This is a genomic window from Kitasatospora sp. NPDC049285, assembly GCF_040678815.1.
Lineage (GTDB): Bacteria > Actinomycetota > Actinomycetes > Streptomycetales > Streptomycetaceae > Kitasatospora.
This window is the reverse complement of sequence record NZ_JBFAQR010000003.1, coordinates 92963-114827: the sequence shown is the minus strand read 5'-3', so window position 1 is coordinate 114827 and position 21865 is coordinate 92963. Positions and strand designations below refer to the sequence as shown.

At 71.4% G+C, this 21865-nt stretch carries 21 protein-coding genes; 5 read left to right on the top strand and 16 right to left on the bottom strand.

The features are described from left to right. Positions 1-96: 96 nt before the first annotated feature. Positions 97-1068 (bottom strand): diacylglycerol kinase family protein, encoded by a 972-nt coding sequence (locus tag AB0K51_RS03525; protein WP_363450035.1) that lies wholly within the window; start codon positions 1066-1068, stop codon positions 97-99. Positions 1069-1119: 51 nt separating this feature from the next. On the opposite strand from AB0K51_RS03525, the gene AB0K51_RS03520 reads away from it, so the two are divergent. Further along, positions 1120-1533 (top strand): hypothetical protein, encoded by a 414-nt coding sequence (locus AB0K51_RS03520; RefSeq protein ID WP_363450033.1) that lies wholly within the window; start codon positions 1120-1122, stop codon positions 1531-1533. Between the two features lie 95 nt (positions 1534-1628). Here AB0K51_RS03520 and AB0K51_RS03515 read toward each other — a convergent pair whose 3' ends face one another. The 4 genes from AB0K51_RS03515 to sodN form a co-directional block, all read right to left on the bottom strand. Then, positions 1629-2612, bottom strand: a complete 984-nt coding sequence (locus tag AB0K51_RS03515) for an RNA polymerase sigma factor SigF (protein ID WP_363450031.1) — start codon at positions 2610-2612, stop codon at positions 1629-1631. A gap of 42 nt (positions 2613-2654) precedes the next feature. Further along, a complete protein-coding gene (locus tag AB0K51_RS03510; RefSeq protein ID WP_363450029.1) occupies positions 2655-3068 on the bottom strand; it encodes an anti-sigma regulatory factor in 414 nt (137 codons plus the stop codon). A 158-nt stretch (positions 3069-3226) separates the two neighbouring features. Beyond that, on the bottom strand, positions 3227-3706 hold the full coding sequence (locus tag AB0K51_RS03505; RefSeq protein WP_363450027.1) for a GNAT family N-acetyltransferase: 480 nt from the start codon (positions 3704-3706) through the stop codon (positions 3227-3229). A 163-nt stretch (positions 3707-3869) separates the two neighbouring features. Continuing rightward, the gene (gene sodN / locus AB0K51_RS03500; protein WP_363450026.1) at positions 3870-4268 is read right to left on the bottom strand and encodes a superoxide dismutase, Ni; all 399 of its coding nucleotides are present in this window, start codon (positions 4266-4268) and stop codon (positions 3870-3872) included. Between the two features lie 152 nt (positions 4269-4420). Here sodN and sodX point away from each other — a divergent pair, with 152 nt between their 5' ends. Beyond that, complete coding sequence (gene sodX, locus AB0K51_RS03495; RefSeq protein ID WP_363450267.1) at positions 4421-4780, top strand: nickel-type superoxide dismutase maturation protease; 360 nt, start codon at positions 4421-4423, stop codon at positions 4778-4780. Between the two features lie 7 nt (positions 4781-4787). On the opposite strand, the gene AB0K51_RS03490 is transcribed toward sodX, so the two are convergent. The 5 genes from AB0K51_RS03490 to AB0K51_RS03470 form a co-directional block, all read right to left on the bottom strand. Next, a complete protein-coding gene (locus AB0K51_RS03490; protein ID WP_363450024.1) occupies positions 4788-5375 on the bottom strand; it encodes a CGNR zinc finger domain-containing protein in 588 nt (195 codons plus the stop codon). A gap of 141 nt (positions 5376-5516) precedes the next feature. After that, positions 5517-6269, bottom strand: a complete 753-nt coding sequence (locus AB0K51_RS03485) for an amino acid ABC transporter ATP-binding protein (protein ID WP_363450265.1) — start codon at positions 6267-6269, stop codon at positions 5517-5519. Positions 6270-6304: 35 nt separating this feature from the next. Then, a complete protein-coding gene (locus AB0K51_RS03480) occupies positions 6305-7282 on the bottom strand; it encodes an amino acid ABC transporter permease (protein WP_363450022.1) in 978 nt (325 codons plus the stop codon). Positions 7283-7317: 35 nt separating this feature from the next. Continuing rightward, complete coding sequence (locus tag AB0K51_RS03475) at positions 7318-8250, bottom strand: ABC transporter substrate-binding protein (RefSeq protein ID WP_363450020.1); 933 nt, start codon at positions 8248-8250, stop codon at positions 7318-7320. Between the two features lie 293 nt (positions 8251-8543). Further along, positions 8544-9473, bottom strand: coding sequence for an ABC transporter substrate-binding protein (locus tag AB0K51_RS03470; RefSeq protein WP_363450018.1), 930 nt, complete (start codon positions 9471-9473; stop codon positions 8544-8546). Positions 9474-9950: 477 nt separating this feature from the next. Here AB0K51_RS03470 and AB0K51_RS03465 point away from each other — a divergent pair, with 477 nt between their 5' ends. Both AB0K51_RS03465 and AB0K51_RS03460 read left to right on the top strand, forming a co-directional pair. Beyond that, complete coding sequence (locus tag AB0K51_RS03465) at positions 9951-11147, top strand: NADP-dependent malic enzyme (protein ID WP_363450015.1); 1197 nt, start codon at positions 9951-9953, stop codon at positions 11145-11147. An 83-nt stretch (positions 11148-11230) separates the two neighbouring features. Next, positions 11231-12193, top strand: a complete 963-nt coding sequence (locus AB0K51_RS03460) for a zinc-binding dehydrogenase (protein ID WP_363450013.1) — start codon at positions 11231-11233, stop codon at positions 12191-12193. Positions 12194-12288: 95 nt separating this feature from the next. Here AB0K51_RS03460 and AB0K51_RS03455 read toward each other — a convergent pair whose 3' ends face one another. From AB0K51_RS03455 to AB0K51_RS03430, 6 genes are all read right to left on the bottom strand, one after another. Further along, entirely contained in the window at positions 12289-13305 is a 1017-nt protein-coding gene (locus AB0K51_RS03455) for a PadR family transcriptional regulator (RefSeq protein ID WP_363450011.1), read from the bottom strand. 1 nt (position 13306) lies between these two features. Continuing rightward, on the bottom strand, positions 13307-14200 hold the full coding sequence (locus AB0K51_RS03450) for a DUF4097 family beta strand repeat-containing protein (protein ID WP_363450010.1): 894 nt from the start codon (positions 14198-14200) through the stop codon (positions 13307-13309). 203 nt (positions 14201-14403) lie between these two features. After that, positions 14404-14583 carry a DUF6104 family protein gene (locus tag AB0K51_RS03445; protein ID WP_363450008.1) on the bottom strand — a complete coding sequence of 60 codons (180 nt, stop codon included), beginning with the start codon at positions 14581-14583 and terminating at the stop codon, positions 14404-14406. Between the two features lie 30 nt (positions 14584-14613). Next, positions 14614-18345, bottom strand: a complete 3732-nt coding sequence (locus AB0K51_RS03440; RefSeq protein WP_363450006.1) for a multifunctional oxoglutarate decarboxylase/oxoglutarate dehydrogenase thiamine pyrophosphate-binding subunit/dihydrolipoyllysine-residue succinyltransferase subunit — start codon at positions 18343-18345, stop codon at positions 14614-14616. Positions 18346-18645: 300 nt separating this feature from the next. Beyond that, positions 18646-19785 carry an ATP-binding protein gene (locus AB0K51_RS03435; RefSeq protein WP_363450004.1) on the bottom strand — a complete coding sequence of 380 codons (1140 nt, stop codon included), beginning with the start codon at positions 19783-19785 and terminating at the stop codon, positions 18646-18648. Positions 19786-19864: 79 nt separating this feature from the next. Next, positions 19865-20575, bottom strand: a complete 711-nt coding sequence (locus AB0K51_RS03430) for a response regulator transcription factor (RefSeq protein ID WP_363450002.1) — start codon at positions 20573-20575, stop codon at positions 19865-19867. 397 nt (positions 20576-20972) lie between these two features. On the opposite strand from AB0K51_RS03430, the gene AB0K51_RS03425 reads away from it, so the two are divergent. Continuing rightward, positions 20973-21686 (top strand): rhomboid-like protein, encoded by a 714-nt coding sequence (locus tag AB0K51_RS03425; RefSeq protein ID WP_363450000.1) that lies wholly within the window; start codon positions 20973-20975, stop codon positions 21684-21686. The last annotated feature ends 179 nt before the right edge of the window (positions 21687-21865 follow it).

Below are 21865 nucleotides of genomic sequence, written 5' to 3'. Positions count from 1 at the left end.
ATTTTTGATTCTTCGGTGTCGCCTACCTCACAGGCAGTACTTCTATGGGGTGAAGGGGCTCGCGCGTTCGAGAAGAAGGGCGGGACCCCCTTCTGGTCACACAATCACACGCAGTGCCCGGCGTACGCCTGTGAAACTGACGCGACTCCTGTCTCCAAGGTGGTCCCCGTCGACCTGAAACGGGGCCGGTTCCTGGGAAACCAAGGTGAAGTGCCGAACGTCGTGATAGGACACGAGGTGCTTCCCGGAGGGCCCGGCGGGGCCTGCGGAGGCTTCCTCGGCGGGCAGCGGACGCAGGATCTGACGGATCGTCCGGGCGGTGCGGAACGCGGTCATTCGAGTGATGCCGAAGATGTCGAGATCGGTTTCGAAGGACGCGGAGGGCGAGGGGAAGACCGGCCGCGAGCCGAGGAAGGTCCACGGCGAGGTGTTGGAAACTATCGCCATCACCAGGCCCGGTTCGGGCTCCTGGCCGTTGATCTCCAGGGAGATCGGGCCCGAGCGGCGATGATCACGCTCGGTGACGTAGTGCCGGAGCGCCTCGACGACATAGAGCGCGTGCGTGGATTTGCGCCCCGCTCTGCGCTGGCGCTCCACCCGGCCGACCACGCCGGCGTCGAAGCCGAGTCCCGCGGTGAAGGTGAACCAGCGGTCCGGCAGCCCGTCGGTCAGCGCCTTGCCCAGGCCGATCGCGCGCTCCCGGCGCGCGTCCAGCGCGTCCAGCAGCGCACCGGTCGCCTCCACCGGGTCGTTCGGCAGCCCCAGCGCGCGGGCGAAGACGTTGGTCGAGCCGCCCGGCACCACCGCCAGCCGCGGCACCCGCTCGCCCGGGCCGTGCGCCAGCAGCCCGTTCACCACCTCGTTGACGGTGCCGTCGCCGCCCAGGGCCACCACCAGGTCCACGGTGCCGTCCTCGGCCGCCTGCCGGGCCAGGTCGCGGGCGTGGCCGCGGTACTTGGTCTGTGCGACGTCCAGCTTCAGGTCGCTGCGCAGGGCATGGATCAGGACGTCCCGGGTCCGGCCACTGGTGGTGGTCGCCTTCGGGTTCACGACCAGGAGAGCGCGCATGACGATCAGCCTACGACCCGGCCGACATAAGGAGGCCGTTACCCTGGCCCGGTGACCGCTGAATCCGCTCCCGCCCCCGCCGCCGCCCGGCCCGTCCCGCTGCTCGTCGGAGCGGCCGTGACCGCGCTGGAGGGCGCCGCCCTGGCGGGCTGGGGCCTCTACGACCTGGTCGCCGGGTTCACCGGCTCCGACGCCGCGTTCGGCCGTACCGAGACCGGCGGCCTGGTGCTGCTGCTGATGGGCCTGCTGCCGCTGCTGGCCGGCCGGGCGCTGCTGCGCGGCCGGAAGTGGGGCCGCAGCCCGGCGGTGCTCACCAACTCGATCTGCCTGCCGGTGGCGTACTACATGTGGCAGTCGGGCGGCGCGATGGCGGTGGCCGCCGTCGCGGTCGGCCTGCTCGGGCTGGCCGGCATCGTGGCCCTGCTCAACCCGCGGGTGACCGCGGTGCTCTACGGCGAGCAGTAGCGGTCAGGAGCGCCCCCGGACGACGGCGCGCGACGACAACGCGTAGGGCCCGCACCCGAGTTCGGGGCGGGCCCTACGGCGTGAAAGGGGCCGGTCTACTCCTCGACCAGGAGCTTCTCGCGCAGCTGGGCGAGGGTGCGGGCGAGCAGCCGGGAGACGTGCATCTGCGAGATGCCGACCTCCGCGGCGATCTGCGACTGGGTCATGTTGCGGAAGAACCGCAGCACCAGGATCTTCTGCTCGCGGGGCGGGAGTTGGGCGAGCAGCGGCTTCAGCGACTCGCGGTACTCGACGCCCTCCAGGGCCTCGTCGGTGGCGCCCAGGGTGTCCGCCACGGCCGGCGACTCGTCGTCGCTGTCCGGGACGTCCAGGGAGAGCGTGGAGTACGCGTTGGCGGACTCCAGGCCCTCCAGCACGTCCTCCTCGGAGATGCCCAGGTGCTCGGCCAGCTCGTGCACCGTGGGGGAGCGCCCGTGCCGCTGGGACAGCTCGCTGGTCGCGGTGGTCAGCGACAGCCGCAGCTCCTGCAGGCGGCGCGGCACGCGCACCGCCCAGCCCTTGTCGCGGAAGTGCCGCTTGATCTCGCCGACGATGGTGGGCGTGGCGTAGGTGGAGAACTCCACGCCGCGCTCGTGGTCGAAGCGGTCCACCGACTTGATCAGGCCGATGGTGGCGACCTGGGTGAGGTCGTCCAGCGGCTCGCCGCGGTTGCGGAACCGGCGGGCCAGGTGCTCGACCAGCGGGATGTGCATCCGGACCAGCTGGTTGCGGATCTCGACCCGCTCGGGGGACCCCTCCGGCAGCTCGGACAGCCGCACGAACAGCGCCCGCGCCGCCTCCCGGTCCGGGGCACCACTGCGGTGCCCCTGGGCCGGGACGGTGGAGCGGACGGCCTCGGCGGCGGCCTCCAGGTCCGCCTCCGCGGGCTCGGCCGCGGGCGCCGGCTCGGGCCGCTCGGGCTTCGGGTCGGTCGGCTGGCTCATCCGGTGGGAGTCCTTCGGGAGGGCTTCGTCAGGGGTGGCGGCGTGGGCGGCGCCGGCCTGCGGCGGTACGACGGCTGTGCGGTCCAGATCACTCACGGCGATCACCCGTTCCGTTCCGAGAACACGTCGAACACGTCACTACGGCTGGCCCGGCGACCCGCCGCGCTTCTTGTGCAGACTGATGGAGACCGTGTTGTCCGCCGCGACCGAGGAGTCCACCTCGCCGGCCAGCGCGGAGAGCACCGTCCACGCGAAGGTGTCGCGCTCGGGGGCGCGGCCGTCGGTGGTCGGGGCCGACACGGTCACCCGCAGCGAGTCGCCGACCAGTCGGAACTCGCAGCTCAGGATCGAGCCGGGAACGGCCTGTTGGAGCAGGATCGCGCAGGCCTCGTCCACCGCGATGCGCAGGTCCTCGATCTCGTCCAGCGTGAAGTCCAACCGTGCCGCGAGCCCGGCCGTGGCCGTCCGCAGCACCGACAGGTAGGCGCCCTCCGCGGGCAGCCGCACCTCCACGAAGTCCTTCACTCCGGGCTCGCCGTCGATCTGGGACACCCTCACCTCCTGGGTGACGCTTGCTGCTTGCGGCCGGGGCGGCCATGGCACTACCACTGGCTCGGTTCAACTGCCTTGTGCCCCGAGACGTTACCGCGCCCGGGCGGTTCCTGTCGTGATCTCGGACGACCGTCACGGGAACGAGCGACGCGTGGCGCTCAGCGGGGCTGCGCGCCGAGCTCGGCGAGCGGGCCGTCGGTGAGCCGGAAGACGGTCCAGCCGTCCATCGGCACCGCGCCGAGCGACTTGTAGAAACCGATCGAGGGTTCGTTCCAGTCCAGCACCGACCACTCCATCCGCTGGTAGCCGCGCTCCACGCAGATCCGGGCCAGTTCGGTCAGCAGGGCCTTGCCGTGGCCGCCGCCGCGCCTGCTCGGGCGGACGTACAGGTCCTCCAGGTAGACGCCGTGGGTGCCGCGCCAGGTGGAGAAGTTGCGGAACCACAGCGCGAAGCCGACCGGCTCGCCCGCGTCGTCCTCGGCGATCAGGCCGAAGACCGCCGGGTGCTCGCCGAACAGCGCGTCGTGCAGCTGCTCGTCGGTGGCGCGGGCCTCGTCCACCGCCTTCTCGTACTCGGCGAGCTCGCGGATCATGGCGCGGATGACGGGGACGTCGGCGGGGGTCGCGGTGCGGATCATACGGTCGAGCGTACTCACCGGAGGGGGGCGGACGGAAAGGGCTTTCTGCCCTGGATTCCGGCCGGGAACCGCCCCCGCCGGCCCCGGAACGCCGGAACCCGGCCGCCCGGCCCCGGTGTCGGGGCGGTGGCGGCCGGGTTCCGGTCCGTGCGGAGTGCCCGGATCAGGCGGCCTTCTTGGTCTCCCAGAAGATGGCGTCGATCTCGGCGATCAGGTCGAGCAGGGCCTGGCCGGTCGCCGGGTCGGTGGACGCCTTGGCGGCCGAGGCGGCCTTGCCGGCCCGGTTGAACAGGTCGTGCAGGCCCGGGTAGGCCTCGAAGTGCGGGGCCTTGAAGTAGTCGGTGTGCAGCACCGAGAGGTGGTGCTTGACCAGCTCGGCGCGCTCCTCCTTGATGACGATGGCGCGCGCGCGGAACTCGCCGTCCTCGTTGGCCTGGTACTTCTCCTGAGTGGCCTTCACCGACTCGGCCTCGATCCGGGCCTGGGCCGGGTCGTACACGCCGCAGGGCAGGTCGCAGTGCGCGTGGGCGGTGACCCGCGGAGCAAACAGACGAGAGAACATGGTGGTCCTTCCTTAGATCGTCTTCCCGCGCCCGACATTACCCTCACGCCACGCCGGAACGCTTCTCGCCCCGGGGGCCTAGGGCAAAAGAAGGAGACCGAATCGTGCGATTCCAGACACCGCTCGGCCTCGCCGACGTCAGCGGCCCCTCGATGCGCCGTCTGCTCTCCGACGGGGACCGGGTGTTGGTGCGCTACGGGGCCCGGCTGCGGCCCGGCGCCATCGCCCTGTTCCGGCACCCGCTGCAGCAGGACCTGCTGGTGGTCAAACGCGCCGCGGGCCGCCGGCCGGGCGGCTGGTGGATGCTCTCCGACAACCCGCTGGTGCACTCCGACAGCCGCGAATACGGCGCGGTGCCGGACGAGTTGGTGCTCGGCCGGGTGCTGCTGCGGCTCGCGCCGCGCCCGGCCTGGCTGGCGCCGGGGCGCCGGCTGGAACGCGCGCTGGCCGGTCGGCCGGCGCGCTGGACCGAGCGACTGGGCGTCAGCGCGCCCGTCGACCTCGAGCTCTGACGCCGGGTCAGCCCTGGGCGGCCAGCGCGCGCTGCGCCTCCAGGCGCTTGCGGGCCCGGTAGGCGGCCACGTTGGCGCGGGTGGCGCAGCGGTCGGAGCAGTAGCGGCGGGAGCGGTTGGTGGAGGTGTCCAGGTAGGCGTTGCGGCAGGGCGCGGCCTGGCAGATGCCGAGCCGGTCGACGCCGAGCTCGGTGAGGTGGATGGCCAGGCCCATGCAGGCGACCGCGGCGAAGTTGGCGGCGGCGGTGGGGGCGTTGTCGGCCAGGTGCAGGTGCCAGTTGGGGCGGCCGGTGTCGTCCAGGTCGTCGTGGCCGGAGACCAGCGGGCTGACCGGGTACTCCACCATCAGGCTGTTGAGCAGGTCCACCGCCCGGACGTCCTCGCCGTCGGCGGCGGCCTCGAACACCCCGCGCAGCCGGGTGCGGACCGCGCGCAGCCGGGGCAGGTCGGACTCGTCGGCCAGCGCGGCGGCCTGCGAGGGGGCGCCGAACAGGGCGCGGACGGCGTCCGCCGAGGTGAGCCGGTCGGTGCCGCGGTCCGGCTCCTCGCTGTTGACCAGCCGGACGGCGAAGTCGGCGTACGAGGCGAGCTCCACGGGGGTCCTTCCGAGCATGTAACGGGCTGAATGACTCCAGGGTATTACAGTCGGGCCCGGACATGCCGGTGCCCGCCGTACGCGGGGGCGTGCGGCGGGCACCGGGGGAGCGCTCGTGGTCGGAGCGCCGGGGCGCTCGGGTCAGAGCACCTTGGAGAGGAAGGCGCGGGTGCGCTCGTGCTGCGGGTTGGTGAGCACCTCGCGCGGGTGGCCGGACTCGACCACCACGCCGCCGTCCATGAAGACCAGCGCGTCGCCGACCTCGCGGGCGAAGCCCATCTCGTGGGTGACCACGATCATCGTCATGCCCTCCTCGGCGAGGCCGCGCATGACGTCGAGGACCTCGCCGACCAGCTCCGGGTCGAGCGCCGAGGTGGGCTCGTCGAAGAGCATCAGCTTGGGCTTCATGGCCAGCGCGCGGGCGATCGCCACGCGCTGCTGCTGGCCGCCGGAGAGCTGGGACGGGTAGCTCTTCGCCTTGTCGGCGAGCCCCACCCGCTCCAGCAGCGCCATGGCGCGCTCCTTGGCCTCGCCCCGGCTCTCCCGCTTCACCTGGACCGGCGCCTCGATGACGTTCTCCAGCGCCGTCATGTGCGGGAACAGGTTGAAGCGCTGGAAGACCATGCCGATGTCCCGGCGCTTGAGGGCGACCTCGCGGTCCCGCAGCTCGTAGAGCCGGTCGCCCTTCTGCCGGTAGCCGACCAGTTCGCCGTCGACGTAGAGCCGGCCGGCGTTGATCTTCTCCAGGTGGTTGATGCAGCGCAGGAAGGTGGACTTGCCGGAGCCGGACGGACCGACCAGGCAGAACACCTCGGACTGCTTGACCTCCAGGTCGATGCCCTTGAGCACCTCGACCAGGCCGTAGGACTTGTGCACGCCCTCGGCCCGGACCATCGGCTGGTCGGAGGCCTGCGGCTTGGACAGCTCGGTCATGAGTGGTTACCTCCAGCCGGCGGCTCCGGGGCCTCGGCCGCGGCGGCCGGCGCGGGCCGGCGGGCCTGGAACAGGCCGCGCAGCCGCTGGATCGGGGTGGGCGGCAGGGTGCGGTTGGCGCCCCGGGCGTAGTGCCGCTCGATGTAGTACTGGCCGACCGTCATGATCGAGGTCATCAGCAGGTAGTAGATCGAGACCGCGATCAGGACCGGGATGGTCTGGAAGGTGCGGGCGTAGATGTCGTGACCGGCCGTGAACAGCTCGACCAGCGCGATCACCTGCACCAGCGAGGTGTTCTTCAGCATCGAGATGGTCTCGTTGCCGGTCGGCGGGATGATCACCCGCATCGCCTGCGGCAGCACGATCCGGCGCATGGTGGCGGTCCGGCTCATGCCGAGCGCGTGCGCCGCCTCGGTCTGGCCCTCGTCCACCGACTGGATGCCGGCGCGGACGATCTCCGCCATGTACGCGGCCTCGTTCAGGCCGAGGCCGAGCAGCGCGGCGGTGAACACCGGGATCAGGGTGTTGGAGCTCTCGGACCAGAACGACGGTCCGAACGGGATGCCGAGCGACAGCTCGGGCCAGAGCGCGCCGATGCTGTTCCAGAACACCAGCTGCACCAGCAGCGGGGTGCCGCGGAAGATCCAGATGAACACCCAGGAGCTGCCGGAGAGCACCGGGTTGCCGGACAGGCGCATGACGGCCAGCAGCACGCCGCCGATCACGCCCATCACCATGGACAGCACGGTCAGTTCCAGCGTGACCCAGATGCCGTGGATGACGGTCTGGTTGGTCAGCGTGTCGCCGACCACGTCCCACTTGATCGCCGGGTTGGTGAGCAGCGCGTGGACCAGCATCGCGGTGAGCACCGCGATGACGGCCACGCCCGCCCAGCGTCCGGGGTGGCGCACCGGGACGGCCTTGATGGCCTCGGGCCGTCCCGGTTTCACCGACCCCTGGTCGGTCTTGTTCACGTGATTACCTCGTCAGGGGTTCGGGCGGCGGAGGGTCAGCTCTTGGCGGCGTTGATCTCGGAGGTGGTGACGGCGCCCGCGGAGACGCCCCACTTGTCGAGGATCGACTTGTAGGTGCCGTCGGCGATCAGCGCCGTCACCGCACCCTGGACCGCCTTGGTGAGGTCGCTGCCCTTGGCGACGACGATGCCGTACGGCGCGGAGTCGTAGGTGTCGCCGACCTTCTCCAGCTGGCCGTTGGTCTGCTTGATGGCGTAGTCGACGACCGGGGAGTCGGCGAGCATCACCTGGTCGCGGCCGGCCACCAGCGCGCCGGTGACGTCGGTCTGCAGGGTGAACTTGTCACCGTCGTTCGGGATGGTCGGCTTGCCGGCCTTGACGCAGTCCGGGTTGCGGACGTCCTTGATCTCGTCGGCCTGGGTGGTGCCGGTCTGGACGGCGACCTTCTTGCCGCAGAGGTCCTTCGGGTCGATCTTGTCCGGGTTGCCCTTCTTCACCGCGGCGGCCGAGCCGGCGGTGAAGTAGGTGACCATGTCGACGGTCTGCTCGCGCTCCTTGGTGTCGGTGAAGGAGCTCATGCCGAGCTGGTACTTCTTCGACGCGATGCCCGGGATGATCGAGGTGAAGTCGGCGTTCTGGACGTCCGCGGTCAGGCCGAGCTTCTGCGCGATGGCGACCGCCAGGTCGACGTCCATGCCGACGATGGCGCCCTTGTCGTCCTTGAACTCGTTGGGCGCGTAGGACGCGTCGGCGGCGACCACCAGCTTGCCGCTGGACTTCACGTCGGCCGGGACCAGCGCCGCCAGCGACGGGTCGGCGGAAGCGGACTTCACCGAGGCGGTCGAGCCCGCGGAGCCGGTGGAGCCCGAGGAGCTGGACGAGCTGCTGCACGCGGTCAGGAGCAGCGAACCGGCCGCGAGGACGGCGCCCGCGGCGACCAGCCGGCTGCGCGAGGTACGAGCGGTCATGAGGGGGATCTCCTCCTGGGGAGTCTGACGGGGCGCGCCGCCGGGGGAAGCGGTGCGGGTACGGCTCTGTTCGGTGCTCGCCACCCTCCGCCGAGGTGGACACGTGTGATCCGAGTTGTGGGGAATCCTGCCACTCGGTCCGGGGTAGCGGGCCCTGGATCAGATCAAAATCGGATAACGGGACCACCGACTGTCCGCTATTCGGACGATTCCCTTGTCCCTGTCACCTTCTGTATAAGTATGCGGAGCGGAACCCGCCCGGCGCGGGACGCCGGGCCGGGTGTCCGCCGCACTCAGAAACCGCCGTTGATCACCGCGTTCTGCGCCGCACCCGCCGACACGTTCCACTTCGCCAGCACCTTCTCGTACTCGCCGGTGCGGATGATCCGGTCCAGCGCCTTCGCGAGCGCGTCCCGCAGCGCCGCGTTCTCCTTGTGCACCGCGATCCCGTACGGCGAGGCCTGCAGCTGCGCGCCGGTCAGCTGGAACTGTGCGCCGTTCTGGCCCTGCTGCGCGACGTACGCGGCCACCGGGTAGTCGTTCAGGTCGGCGGTCGCCTTGCCCTGCGCCACCATCGTCAGGGCCTGGTCGTCGGTGTCGGTCAGCTTCACCGTCATCGGCTTGTGCGCCTTGTCGCAGGCCGAGGTCTGCCGCTGCACGATCGCCGCCTGGGTGGTGCCGCGCTGCAGCGCCACGGTGCGGCCGCACAGGTCGTCCAGCGAGGCGACGTTCTGCGGGTTGCCCTTGGCCACCACGATCGAGGTGCCGGCGATGAAGTAGTCCACGAAGTCCACGCCCGGGTTCACCTGCGCGCCGGAGTCGTCGGTGCCGTCCCGGCGCTGCCGGTTGTCGGTCAGCGCCGACATCACCGCGTCGTACTGGTGCGCCTGCAGGCCCGGTATCAGCTTCTCGAACGGGGTGTCGGTGAACTGCACCTGCACCCCCAGCGCCTCGCCCAGCGCCTGCGCCAGGTCCGGGTCCAGCCCGTCCGGCTTGCCGCCCTGGTTCTTGAAGTCCACCGGCGCGTAGTTCAGGTCCGCCGCGATCCGCAGCACCCCCGCCTTGCGCACCGGCTCGGGCAGCAGCTTGTGCAGGTCGGCGGCGGCCGAGCCGCCCGAGGCACCGGCGGCGCCGCAGCCGGTCAGCAGCAGCGATCCGGCCGCCGCGGCGGCGCCGAACCGGCCGGCGGTGCGGGCCACGGCAGGGTGGGTGGCGATCAGCATGAGGGTGCTCCTGTGGGAGAGGCGGTGCGGTCCCCGGCTGCGCTTGGGGTGAGCGCGCGGGAAGGGCCGGACGAGACGCTGCGGGTGCGCGAACGTCCGGACAACGGTGGTCGAACACCGGATACTGCCATCCCGGCCTGCTGAGCCGGGTCACGGGTGTGTCAGAATCTGGTACCGGGTGACCCCCGACGCAGGACTCAGACCGCCGGTTCGCCACAGGGCCGGGGTGCGCAGGACCGGAAGCCGAGACCGGCTCTGGATCCGAGGCACCGGAAGGCCCGGCACAGGTGCAGTGCCGAAGCCCTGACGAACAGCGCAGAACACCGAAAACCCTCACCCGAGGGCGCCGCCCGACGGCCGCGCCCCGACCCCGGCTCCGGGTACGCCAGGCGGCGTGCCCGCCTTCGCGCATCGCCGCGACCGGTGTCGACCGCCCGTCGGATCGCGCGCCTTCGCTGATATGACGAAGAGGTCATTGTGGCAGCGGAGATCATCCATACCGACACCCAGAGCACCGACGACCCCGTCGATGCCGTCTTCGCGCTCCACCGCGGCGGCAAGATGGAGATCCGGGCCACCGTGCCGGTGCGCGACGCGGACGACCTGTCCCTCGCCTACACCCCGGGCGTCGCCCGGGTGTGCACCGCCATCGCCGAGCAGCCCGCCCTGGTGAACGACTACACCTGGAAGGCCAACACGGTCGCCGTGGTCACCGACGGCACCGCGGTGCTCGGCCTCGGCGACATCGGCCCGGAGGCCTCGCTGCCCGTCATGGAGGGCAAGGCGATCCTGTTCAAGCAGTTCGGCGGCGTCGACGCGGTGCCGATCGCGCTGGCCTGCACCGGCGTCGACGAGATCGTCGAGACCGTGGTCCGGCTCGCCCCGTCCTTCGGCGGCGTGAACCTGGAGGACATCTCCGCCCCGCGCTGCTTCGAGATCGAGAAGCGCCTGCAGGAGGCCCTGGACATCCCGGTCTTCCACGACGACCAGCACGGCACCGCGATCGTCACCACCGCCGCCCTGTGGAACGCCGCCAAGGTGACGAACCGTGAGATCGGCTCGCTGCGCGCGGTCATCTCCGGCGCCGGCGCGGCCGGCATCGCGATCGCCAAGATGCTGGTGGCCGCCGGCATCGGCGACGTCTCGGTCTGCGACCGGCGCGGCGTGGTGTACGAGGGCCGCGGCGACCTGACCGACGTCAAGGCCGAGATCGCCGCCCTCACCAACAAGGAGGGCCTCAAGGGCAGCCTGGCCGACGCGCTGGTCGGCGCCGACGTCTTCATCGGCGTCTCCGGCGGAACCGTCCCGGAGGAGGCCGTCGCCACCATGGCGCCCGGCTGCTTCATCTTCGCGATGGCCAACCCCAACCCGGAGATCCACCCCGAGGTCGCGCACCGCTACGCCGCGGTCGTCGCCACCGGGCGCTCCGACTTCCCGAACCAGATCAACAACGTGCTGGCCTTCCCCGGCATCTTCGCCGGCGCCCTCTCGGTGCGCGCCAGCCGGATCTCCGAGGGCATGAAGCTCGCCGCCGCCAAGGCCCTCGCGGGCGTCGTCGCCGAGGAGCTGACCCCGCAGAAGGTCATCCCGTCGCCGTTCGACGAGCGGGTCGCCCCGGCGGTCACCCGCGCGGTCGCCGAGGCCGCGAAGGCGGAGGGCCTGGCCCGCCTGTAACGACGCGGCCGGATGCGCAATATGTGAACCCTCACAGCGGGGCGTGGTTACTCCACCACGCCCCGCAGGGCTATGGTCCGGACATGTTTGCTGCCTACGCCGCCCGTATCAGTCCTGACGATCCGTTGAGCGCGCTGGAGCTGGGCGAGCTGCCCGAACCGCAGGCGCGTCCGGGGTGGAGCGTGGTGACGGTGAAGGCCGCCACCCTGAACCACCACGACCTGTGGTCGCTGCGCGGGGTGGGCCTGCCCGCCGAGCGGCTGCCGATGATCCTGGGCTGCGACGCCGCCGGGGTCGACGAGGACGGCAACGAGGTGGTGATCCACTCGGTGATCGGCCAGAGCGGCCACGGCGTCGGCCCGAACGAGCCCCGGTCGATCCTGACCGAGCGCTACCAGGGCACCTTCGCCCAGCGGGTGGCGGTGCCGGCCTGGAACCTGCTGCCCAAGCCGGCCGAGCTGAGCTTCGAGCAGGCGGCCTGCCTGCCCACCGCGTGGCTGACGGCGTACCGGATGCTGTTCACCAACGCCGGGGTGAAGCCCGGCGACACCGTGCTGGTGCAGGGCGCCGGCGGCGGGGTGTCGACCGCGCTGGTGGTGCTGGCCAAGGCCGCCGGGCTGCGGGTCTGGGTGACCGGCCGGGACGAGGCCAAGCGGGCCCGGGCGGTGGAGCTCGGCGCGGACGCGGCGTTCGAGAGCGGCGCCCGGCTGCCGGAGCGGGTGGACGCGGTGATGGAGACGGTCGGCGCCGCGACCTGGTCGCACTCGGTGAAGTCACTGCGTCCGGGCGGCACCATCGTGATCTCCGGGGCGACCAGCGGCCCGAACCCGAAGGCCGCCGAGCTGAACCGGATCTTCTTCCTGGAGCTGAAGGTGGTCGGCTCGACCATGGGCACCAAGGAGGAGCTGGCCGGCCTGCTCGCGCTCTGCGCCAACGCCGGGATCCGCCCGGTGATCGACTCGGTGCTGCCGCTGGCCGAGGCCCGCGAGGCGTTCGCCCGGCTGGAGAAGGGCGAGGTCTTCGGCAAGCTGGTGCTCACGCCCTGAGCTGACGAGGCGTCAGAAGCCCATGCCCGAAGGGCCGCTGACCCGTCCTCAGCGGCCCTCCGTGTCCATGTGGTCCCGCGGCGCGGTGCCCCCGGTCAGTGCTCGAACAGCGCGCGGGCGGCGGCGGCCAGCGCCTGCCGGGCGCGCTCCAGCCGGGCGGCGTCCACGCCGGTGTCCCGGGCGCCGTCGCGGACGTGGTCGCGGAACCGGTCGAGCAGCCGCTCCAGTTCGCGGGCCGGGTCGCCGTCCGGGTCGATCCGGGCCCAGTCCGGCAGCTCCGCCGCGGGAACGGTCTTGTCGAGGTCGATCCGGACGCTCTCCGCGGGTGCGGCGGCGCCGGCCGGCCGGGTCTCCGCCGGGCTGCCCCAGCGGGCGGAGTCCGCCAGCGAGCCGAGACCGCGGGTGAGTTCGGCCAGGCCCTCGGCGAGACCGGTGGACCAGTCGCCGCGCGAGGCGTGCTCGCGGACCTGCTCCTCGACCCGCCGCTTCAGCCGCAGCGCCTCCTCCTGGGCGGCGCTGCGGGCGGCCCGGGACTGCTCACGCAGCCGCTTGGCCTCCGCCTCGGCCTCCTTGGCCTTCAGCCGGGCAGCCTTCTCCTGCTCCTTGGCCCGCCGGGCCTGCTCCCGGGCCTCGGCCTTGAGCTGCGCGAACTCCTCCTTGGCACGCTGCCAGGACTCCTTGTCCCGCCACGAGCCGCCGGCGAACGGGTCGAGGGGCGCGGCGGTGCCGGACTGCTTGGCCTGCTGCCACATCTCGTCGCGCAGGTTCTTGGCGCTGGTCCGGACGTCGTGCCGGATCGCGCCGGCCAGCTGGCCGACCGAGTCGTGGATCTCCGCCTCCAGGGCGGCCAGTTCGTCCTGCCGGGAGGCGAGTTCGGCCCGCCCGGCGTCGGTCAGCCGGTACACCTTGCGGCCGCCCTCGACGGCATGGCTGACCAGGCCCTCGGCCTCCAGCTTGGCCAGCCGGGGGTAGACGGTGCCCGCGGAGGGCGCGTACAGGCCGTGGAAGCGCTCCTCCAGCAGGCGGATCACCTCGTAGCCGTGCCGCGGGCTCTCGTCGAGCAGCTTGAGCAGGTAGAGGCGGAGCCGGCCGTGGCCGAACACCGGGGTCATCTCAGACCTCCTTGGTCAGGTCGAGCCCGCCGACGGGCAGTTCCTTCACCGGCCGGTCCTCCTCGGCGTCGGGGCGGCGCTGCACGGTGACCGCGCCGGTCACGGTGGTCACCTGCAGGTGGCCGCGGCCGCTGCCGAGCTGGCCGGAGAGCTTCTTGGACCCCCAGCCGCCGCCGACCGTCAGTTCGGAGAAGGCGCTGGAGAGGGAGCCGGCGGTGGTGCCGGCCTCCACCCGGGCGTCGGCGAGCGAGGGCAGCCGCACGCCGACCGCCCCGGAGACGGTGGTGACCGCGATGTCGGTCGGGGTGGTGACGTCCAGGTCGAGGGTGACCGCGCCGGAGACCGAGTTGGCCCGGATCCGGTCCGCGGTGCCGGCCACCAGGGTGACCGCGCCGGAGACGGTGTTGACCTTGAGCTCGCCGGACAGGCCCTCGGCGTCGATGTCGCCGGAGACGGTGTTGGCCTGCACCCGGCCGGTCAGGCCCGCCAGCGTGGTGTCGCCGCTGGCGCCGTGCACGCCGACCTCGCCGGTGATCCCGGAGACGGTGGCGTGCGCCGAGACGGTGCCGAGCTTGACCGCGGCGGCGGCCGGCACGGCGACGGTCACCTCGGCCCGGCGCTTGCGGCGCAGCGAGGAGAAGAACGACTTGACGGTCTGCACCGACTTCACGGCCTCGCCGAACTCGTGCCAGGAGAGGTCCTTGTAGGAGACGGTCAGCACCCCGTTCTCCAGGCTGACCTGCAGCGGGTCGCCCTCCAGCAGGGCCACCTCCAGCCGGGCCGGCCCGTCGGTGGGCACCACGTTCACGGTGCCGTCGACGATCCGCACGTGCAGGGTCTGCACCGGCTCGTCGAAGGCGATGTTCTCGGTCGCGTCAACCGTCCACTGGGTCATTGCTCTCTCCCCGTCCCTCCATACGCGATGTATCGCGTTCTCTTGATATTCACGATATATCGCGTATGGAGAAAGTCAAGGAAGCCGTGCCCCGGAGACCACCCGCACCGGACCCCGAGCCGACCCGGAGTCCGACCCCGAGAAAAACGGCACGGCCCGGGAGGTGGGAACCTCCCGGGCCGTGCCGTTGGACCGACCTGCCGTCAGTCCTCGTCCTCGTCGTCCAGCCGGGCCAGCCAGGTGGCCAGCCGCTCCACCGGCACCTCGAAGTCCGGGTTCAGGTCGACGAACTCCCGCAGGCGCTCGGCCAGCCACTCGAAGGTGACCTCCTCGTCGCCACGCCGGTTCTGCAGTTCCTCGATGCCGCGGTCAGTGAAGTACACGGTGGGTCTTTCTCCGGTCGAAGGGGGGTGTCAGATCGCGTAGACCTCGTCGAGCAGCGCCTGCTGCTCCGCGGCGTGCCGCTTGGCCGAGCCGACCGCCGGGGCCGAGGAGGCCGGGCGGGCGACGCGGCGCAGCCGGGCGCCGTTGGCGGAGCGGCCGATGACGACCTGCAGGTGGTCGACCAGGTTCATCGCGATGAACGGCCAGGCACCCTGGTTCGCCGGCTCCTCCTGCGCCCAGATGAACTGGACGCCCTCGCCGTAGCGGCTCAGCTCCTCCTGGAGCTCGGCCACCGGCAGCGGGTACAGGCGCTCGACGCGGACGATCGCGGTGTCGGTGACGCCGCGCTCGGTCCGGGCCGCCTCCAGGTCGTAGTAGAACTTGCCGGAGGTGATGACCACCTTGCGCACCTGCGCCGGGTCCACCGTCGAGTCGCCGATCACCGGGCGGAAGCCGCCGGAGAGGAACTCGCTGGTGGCGGACGCCGCGGCCTTCAGACGCAGCATCGACTTCGGGGTGAAGACGATGAGCGGCTTGTGGTGCGGGTTGTGCGCCTGCCAGCGCAGCAGGTGGAAGTAGTTCGACGGCAGGGTCGGCATCGCGACCGTCATGTTGTCCTGCGCGCACAGCTGCAGGAAGCGCTCCGGGCGGGCGGACGAGTGGTCCGGGCCCTGGCCCTCCATGCCGTGCGGCAGCAGCAGGGTGACGCCGGAGTGCTGGCCCCACTTCTGCTCGGCGGACGCGATGTACTCGTCCACCATGGTCTGCGCGCCGTTGACGAAGTCGCCGAACTGCGCCTCCCACATGACCAGCGCGTTCGGGCGGGTCAGCGAGTAGCCGTACTCGAAGCCCATCGCCGCGTACTCCGACAGCAGGCTGTCGTAGACGGTGTAGCGGGCCTGGTCCTCGGTCAGGTACAGCAGCGGGGTGTAGTCCTCGCCGCTGTTGCGGTCGATCAGCACCGCGTGGCGCTGGCCGAAGGTGCCGCGGCGGGAGTCCTGGCCGGCCAGGCGGACCGGGTGACCCTCCATCAGCAGCGAGCCGATGGCGAGGGTCTCGCCCATCGCCCAGTCGATGGTGTTGTCCTCGACCGAGGCGGCGCGGCGCTGCAGCTGCGGCAGCAGGCGCGGGTGGACGGTCAGCCAGTCCGGCAGGTTGACCTGCGAGGCGGCGATCCGCTTGACCATCTCCTCGGAGATGCCGGTCTGGATGGAGACCGGGAAGTCGGCGACCGGCTTGCCGTTGGCGGCGCCGACCGGAGCGGTGGCGGCCTCGCGGACCTCGGCGAAGACCTTCTCCAGCTGTCCCTGGAAGTCCTGGAGCGCCTGCTCCGCCTCTTCCATGGTGATGTCGCCGCGACCGATCAGCGCCTCGGTGTAGAGCTTGCGCACCGAGCGCTTCTTGTCGATCAGGTCGTACATCAGCGGCTGGGTGAACGACGGGTTGTCGGCCTCGTTGTGACCGCGGCGGCGGTAGCAGATGAGGTCGATCACGACGTCCTTGTGGAACTGCTCGCGGAACTCGAAGGCCAGGCGGGCCACGCGGACCACGGCCTCCGGGTCGTCGCCGTTCACGTGGAAGATCGGCGCCTCGATCATCCGGGCCACGTCGGTGCAGTACATCGACGAGCGCGAGGAGGTCGGGGCGGCGGTGAAGCCGACCTGGTTGTTGACCACGATGTGCACGGTGCCGCCGGTGCGGTAGCCGCGCAGCTGCGACATGTTCAGGGTCTCCGCGACCACGCCCTGGCCCGCGAAGGCCGCGTCGCCGTGGATCTGGATCGGCAGCACCGGGAAGGTCGTGCCGCCGAAGTCCAGGATGTCCTGCTTGGCGCGGGCGATGCCCTCGACGACCGGGTCCACGGTCTCCAGGTGCGAGGGGTTGGCGGCCAGCGACACCTTGATGGTCTCGCCGTCCAGGCCGGTGAAGGTGCCCTCGGAGCCCAGGTGGTACTTCACGTCGCCGGAGCCGTGCATCGACTTCGGGTCCAGGTTGCCCTCGAACTCGCCGAAGATCTTGCCGAACGGCTTGCCGACGATGTTCGCCAGCACGTTCAGGCGTCCGCGGTGCGCCATGCCGATGACGGCCTCGTCGAGGCGGTGCTCGGCGGCGGCGTCGATGGTGGCGTCCAGCAGCGGGATGAGCGACTCGCCGCCCTCCAGCGAGAAACGCTTCTGCCCGACGTACTTGGTCTGCAGGAAGGTCTCGAACGCCTCGGCCGAGTTCAGCCGGCGCAGGATGCGCAGCTGCTCCTCGCGCTCCGGCTTGGTGTACGGCTTCTCCAGGCGCTCCTGCAGCCAGGTGCGCTGCGCCGGGTCCTGGATGTGCATGTACTCGATGCCGACGGTGCGGCAGTAGGTGTTGCGCAGCAGGCCGAGGATGTCGCGGAGCTTCATCATCTTCTGGCCGCCGAAGCCGCCGACCGCGAACTCGCGCTCCAGGTCCCACAGCGTGAGGCCGTGCTGGACGACGTCCAGGTCGGGGTGCTTGCGCTGCTTGTACTCCAGCGGGTCGGTGTCGGCCATCAGGTGGCCGCGGACCCGGTAGGAGTGGATCAGCTCGATGACGCGGGCGGTCTTGTTGACCTCGTCGTCGTGGGTGGTCGCCACGTCGGTGGCCCAGCGCACCGGCTCGTACGGGATCCGCAGGGACTCGAAGACCTCGTCGTAGAAGTCGTTCGAGCCCAGCAGCAGCTGGTGGATCGAGCGCAGGAACTCGCCCGACGCCGCGCCCTGGATGACGCGGTGGTCGTAGGTCGAGGTCAGCGTCATGATCTTGGAGATGCCCAGGCGGGCCAGCGTCTCCTGGGAGGAGCCCTGGAACTCGGCCGGGTACTCCATCGCGCCGACGCCGACGATGGTGCCCTGGTTCTGCATCAGGCGCGGCACGGAGTGCACGGTGCCGATGCCGCCGGGGTTGGTCAGCGAGACCGTGACCCCGGTGAAGTCGTCCATGGTCAGCTTGTTGGCGCGGGCCCGGCGGACGATGTCCTCGTAGGCCTGCCAGAAGCCGAAGAAGTCGAGGGTCTCGGCCTTCTTGATGGCCGCGACGACCAGCTGGCGCTCGCCGTTCGGCTTGACCAGGTCGATGGCGAGGCCCAGGTTCACGTGCTCGGGCTTCACCAGGTAGGACTTGCCGTCCTCCACCTTGTAGCTGTAGTTCATCGCGGGGTTGGCCTTCACGGCCTGCACCAGCGCGTAGCCGATCAGGTGGGTGAAGGAGACCTTGCCGCCGCGGGCGCGCTGCAGGTGGTTGTTGATGACGATGCGGTTGTCGATCAACAGCTTGGCGGGCACCGCGCGCACCGAGGTGGCGGTCGGAACCTCCAGCGAGGCGTCCATGTTGGTGGCCACGGCCTTGGCCGGGCCACGCAGCTGGACCAGCTCCGGACCCTCGGCTGCCTTCGGCGCGGCCGGGGCGGCGGCCTTCGGCGCGGGCGGCGCGGCGGGCGCGGCCGGCAGCGGCGCGGGCGCGGCCACCGGGGCGGGTGCGGCGGGCGCCGGAGCAGCGGGGGCGGACGCGGCCGGAGCAGCGGCAGCGGGAGCGGCAACGGGGGTCGGCGGGGCGCCGACCGGGGTTGCGGCCTGGGTCACTGAAGTCACCTCGGTACCGGGCTTGTAGTCGGCGAAAAAGTCCCACCAGGCCCGGTCAACCGAGCTCGGGTCCTGGAGGTACTGCTGGTAGATCTCGTCGACGAGCCACTCATTGGGGCCGAAGCCAGTGGAGCTTGCCGAGCTGGGGGTTTCTTGGTGTGGCGACACGGGGCAACCGCCCTCTTCCGCTTCCTTTTGGGATGGTGGACAGCGGGGATTAAGGCTACGCCTCCGACGAGTGATCGCGCAGTCCCCGGCGGTCAGGCGTCGCCCAGATCACATCAAGGGGTCGGAATTTGGCTTGATCTGAGCGTTAGAGATGCCGGAAAGGTGGGAACTGACCCCATTTCCATACCGGTTGATAGTCGCCGAAAATCGGACAAAACCAATGGTCTGGACCACTTGGCAGGTCCTTCGGGCTCGGTCCGACAACGGTTCGGCCCCGGTTTGTACCAGTTCTGCGACAAACTATGCCGGAACCGCGCTCTCACCCGGCAGGGTGACCTCGATCCGGCAGCCCTCGGCCGCCTCCGCCACCCGGATCCGGCCGCCGTGCAGGTCCACCGCCCAGCGGGCGATCGCCAGCCCCAGCCCGGTGCCGCCGTCGCTGCCCGGGCCCAGCGCGGTCGGCGAGCCGCTGCGCCCGAACCGCTCGAACACCCGCTCGCGGTCGGCCGGCGGGATGCCGGGGCCCTCGTCCTCGACCTCCAGCAGCAGGCCGCCGTCGTCGGTCGCGCGGGCCCGCACCGTGACCGTGCCGCCCTCCGGCGAGTGCTTGCAGGCGTTGTCCACCAGGTTGGCCACCACCTGGTGCAGCCGCTCCTCGTCCGCCACCGCGGTCAGCCGGTCCGGCTGCACGTCCAGCGCCAGGCGGACGTCCTCGCGGCGTGCGTACGCGCCGCCGGCCACCGCGCCGTCCACCGTCACCCCGCGCAGCACGCCGTCCAGGAACGGGCGCACCAGGAACGGGCGGGTGTCCAGCGGGACCACGCCGTCGTCCAGCTTCGACAGGTCCAGCAGGTGGGTGACCAGGCGGCCCAACCGCTCGGTCTGCTCCAGGGCGGTGCCCAGGGTCTTCGGGTCCGCCTTCACCACGCCGTCCACCACGTTCTCCAGCACCCCGCGCAGCGCCGCGATCGGCGTGCGCAGCTCGTGCGAGACGTTGGCGATCAGCTCGCGGCGGTGCCGGTCGGCGGCCTCCAGGTCGCCCGCCATCCGGTTGAAGGTGTCGGCCAGCTCGCCGATCTCGTCCCGCGAGGCGACCTCGACCCGGGCGCTGTAGTCGCCCTCGGCCATCGCCCGGGCCGCCGCCGTCATGTCCCGCAGCGGGGCGGTCAGCCCGTGCGCGAGGAACTGCATGAACAGCAGCGAGGCGATCAGCGAGAAGATCATGATGACCCGGATCTGGGTCTCCGACCAGATAGCCACCACCACCATGCCGGTGGCCAGCACCACCGAGACGACCACCAGCAGGGCCAGCTTGCCCTTGATCGACCGCACCGGGTCGAACGGGCGGATGTCGGCCCACACCCGGCGCGCCGCGCGCACCGCGAGCGGGGGCTGCGGGGTGAGCTCGGCTTCCCCGTTGCGTTGCTGTGGAAAGGTCATGGTGTCCCTAGGACTCGTCCCCCGTGAACGACCGGAACGCCGCGCGGGCCCCCCGGAGGCCCGAACCGGCGCCGTCCGGTCAGGACAGCGGTGCCTCCAGCGCGTAGCCCACGCCGTGCACCGTGCGGATCCAGCTCGCACCGATCTTGCGGCGCAGCGCCTTCACGTGGCTGTCCACGGTGCGGGTGCCGGACGCGTCGGTCCAGTCCCACACCTCGGCCAGCAGCTGCTCGCGGGTCAGCACCGCGCGCGGCTGCGCCGCCAGGCAGGCCAGCAGGTCGAACTCGGTCGGCGTCAGGTGGACGTCGCCCGAGCCCAGCCGCACCCGGCGCTGCACGTGGTCGATCTCGAGCTCGCCGAAGCGCAGGCTGCCCAGCGCCGGGGTGCGGGCCGCCTGCTGGGCGCGCTCCACCCGGCGCAGCAGCACGTTCACCCGGGCCGCCAGCTCGCGCATCGAGAACGGCTTGGTCATGTAGTCGTCCGCACCGACGCCCAGACCCACCAGCAGGTCGGTCTCGTCGTCCCGGGCGGTCAGCATCAGCACCGGCACCGGGCGCTGGGCCTGGATCCGACGGCACACCTCGAGGCCGTCGAAGCCCGGCAGCATGATGTCGAGCACCACCAGGTCCGGCTGCCAGGTGTGGAAGCCGTCCACCGCGCCCGGCCCGTCGTGGGCCACCGCCACCTTGAAGCCCTCGGCTCCCAGCCGGGCCGCGATGGACTCGGCGATCGTGGGCTCGTCCTCCACGACGAGCACCCGTCGCTGGGTGCCCACCGGGCCGCTGTTCATGGGCTCTTGCTGGATCTCTGTCACGGTCACGCCACCGCCCCCAGGGCTGCGGGCCGGCTGCCTGTGGGGACAGCGGGCTCCGCTCGTAGTCGTCTTCATCCGTCGTGGGCCGTGCCCCGCCCGCCGATGCTCCTGCTCGCAGGGTACGGACGCCGTCGCCGCCAGGGCGGGCGGACCGGAGGAATTTCCGGTCACGGACCGCCTGCGCGCGCCGCCTCCGTGTTTGGCAGGTTCCCGATCGGACGGGCACGGGCCGATACCTTACCCGCAGCACTACCGAGCTGTAACGGTACGTGTGCGAGCGGCAGGTGCGGCGGGCGAGGTCTTCACAGGACTTCCTCAGACACCTCTCAGTCGGCACCCGTATCGTGGGCACGACAGGCGTTCGGGAGGCACCATGACCAGCGCGGAACTGCGACGACGACTGATTCGACCCGGCCTGCGGGCGATCCCCACCCCCCGTGCGAACCCGTTCGCGCTCGGTTACCTCGCACTGCTGCTGGGCACCACGCTGTTCGCGCGTTTCGGCGACACGGACACCGTCCACCGGCTGCAGTCGCTCTCCTCGACCGACGCGCACAACCTGCTCGCCCACCCGATGCTCTCGCTGGTGGGCTCCGGGCTGTGGGTCGCCGGGCCGGTGTGGATGCCGTACTTCTGGGCCTTCCTGCTGACCGTCGCACCCCTGGAGCGCCGGGTCGGCGCGCTGCGCGCGCTCGGCGTCTTCGCGGCGGGGCACATCGTCGCGACGCTGCTCTCGCAGGGCGTGGTGGTCGCGGTGGTCGCGGACGGGCGGGCCGAGCCCGGGCTGCTGGACGCGATGGACATCGGGGTGAGCTACGGCGTCCTCACCTCGCTGGGCGCGCTGGCCGGGCTGCTGCGACCCGCCGGGCGGGGCATCGCGCTCGGCGCGGGGCTGGCGCTGATCGCGCACCAGGTGGCGTCGGACCCGGACCTGGTGACCTCGGTCGGGCACCCGGCGGCGCTGGCGGTGGGCATCTCGCTGTGGCCGCTGCTGCGAGGGCGGGGGCCGAGGGGGCCGCGACGGGCGCTCCGCGAGCCGGCGTTGGCTCCTGCGGGGTCGCGATCGCTGGCAACTGAGTCTTCGTAGCGCGATCTTTCAGACGCGCGCCTTCCGCCTCGCGCAGTTCCGCCCCCAGCCCCATGAGGGGCTGGGAGGTACCCCCAGCGCCCCTGTGGTGCGCGGGGTTTCTGCGTTCTCTGACGGTGAACACGGGCGGGGGAACAATCCCCGGGCGCCAAACCTTAGTCAGGTCAGCTCAAGTTCAC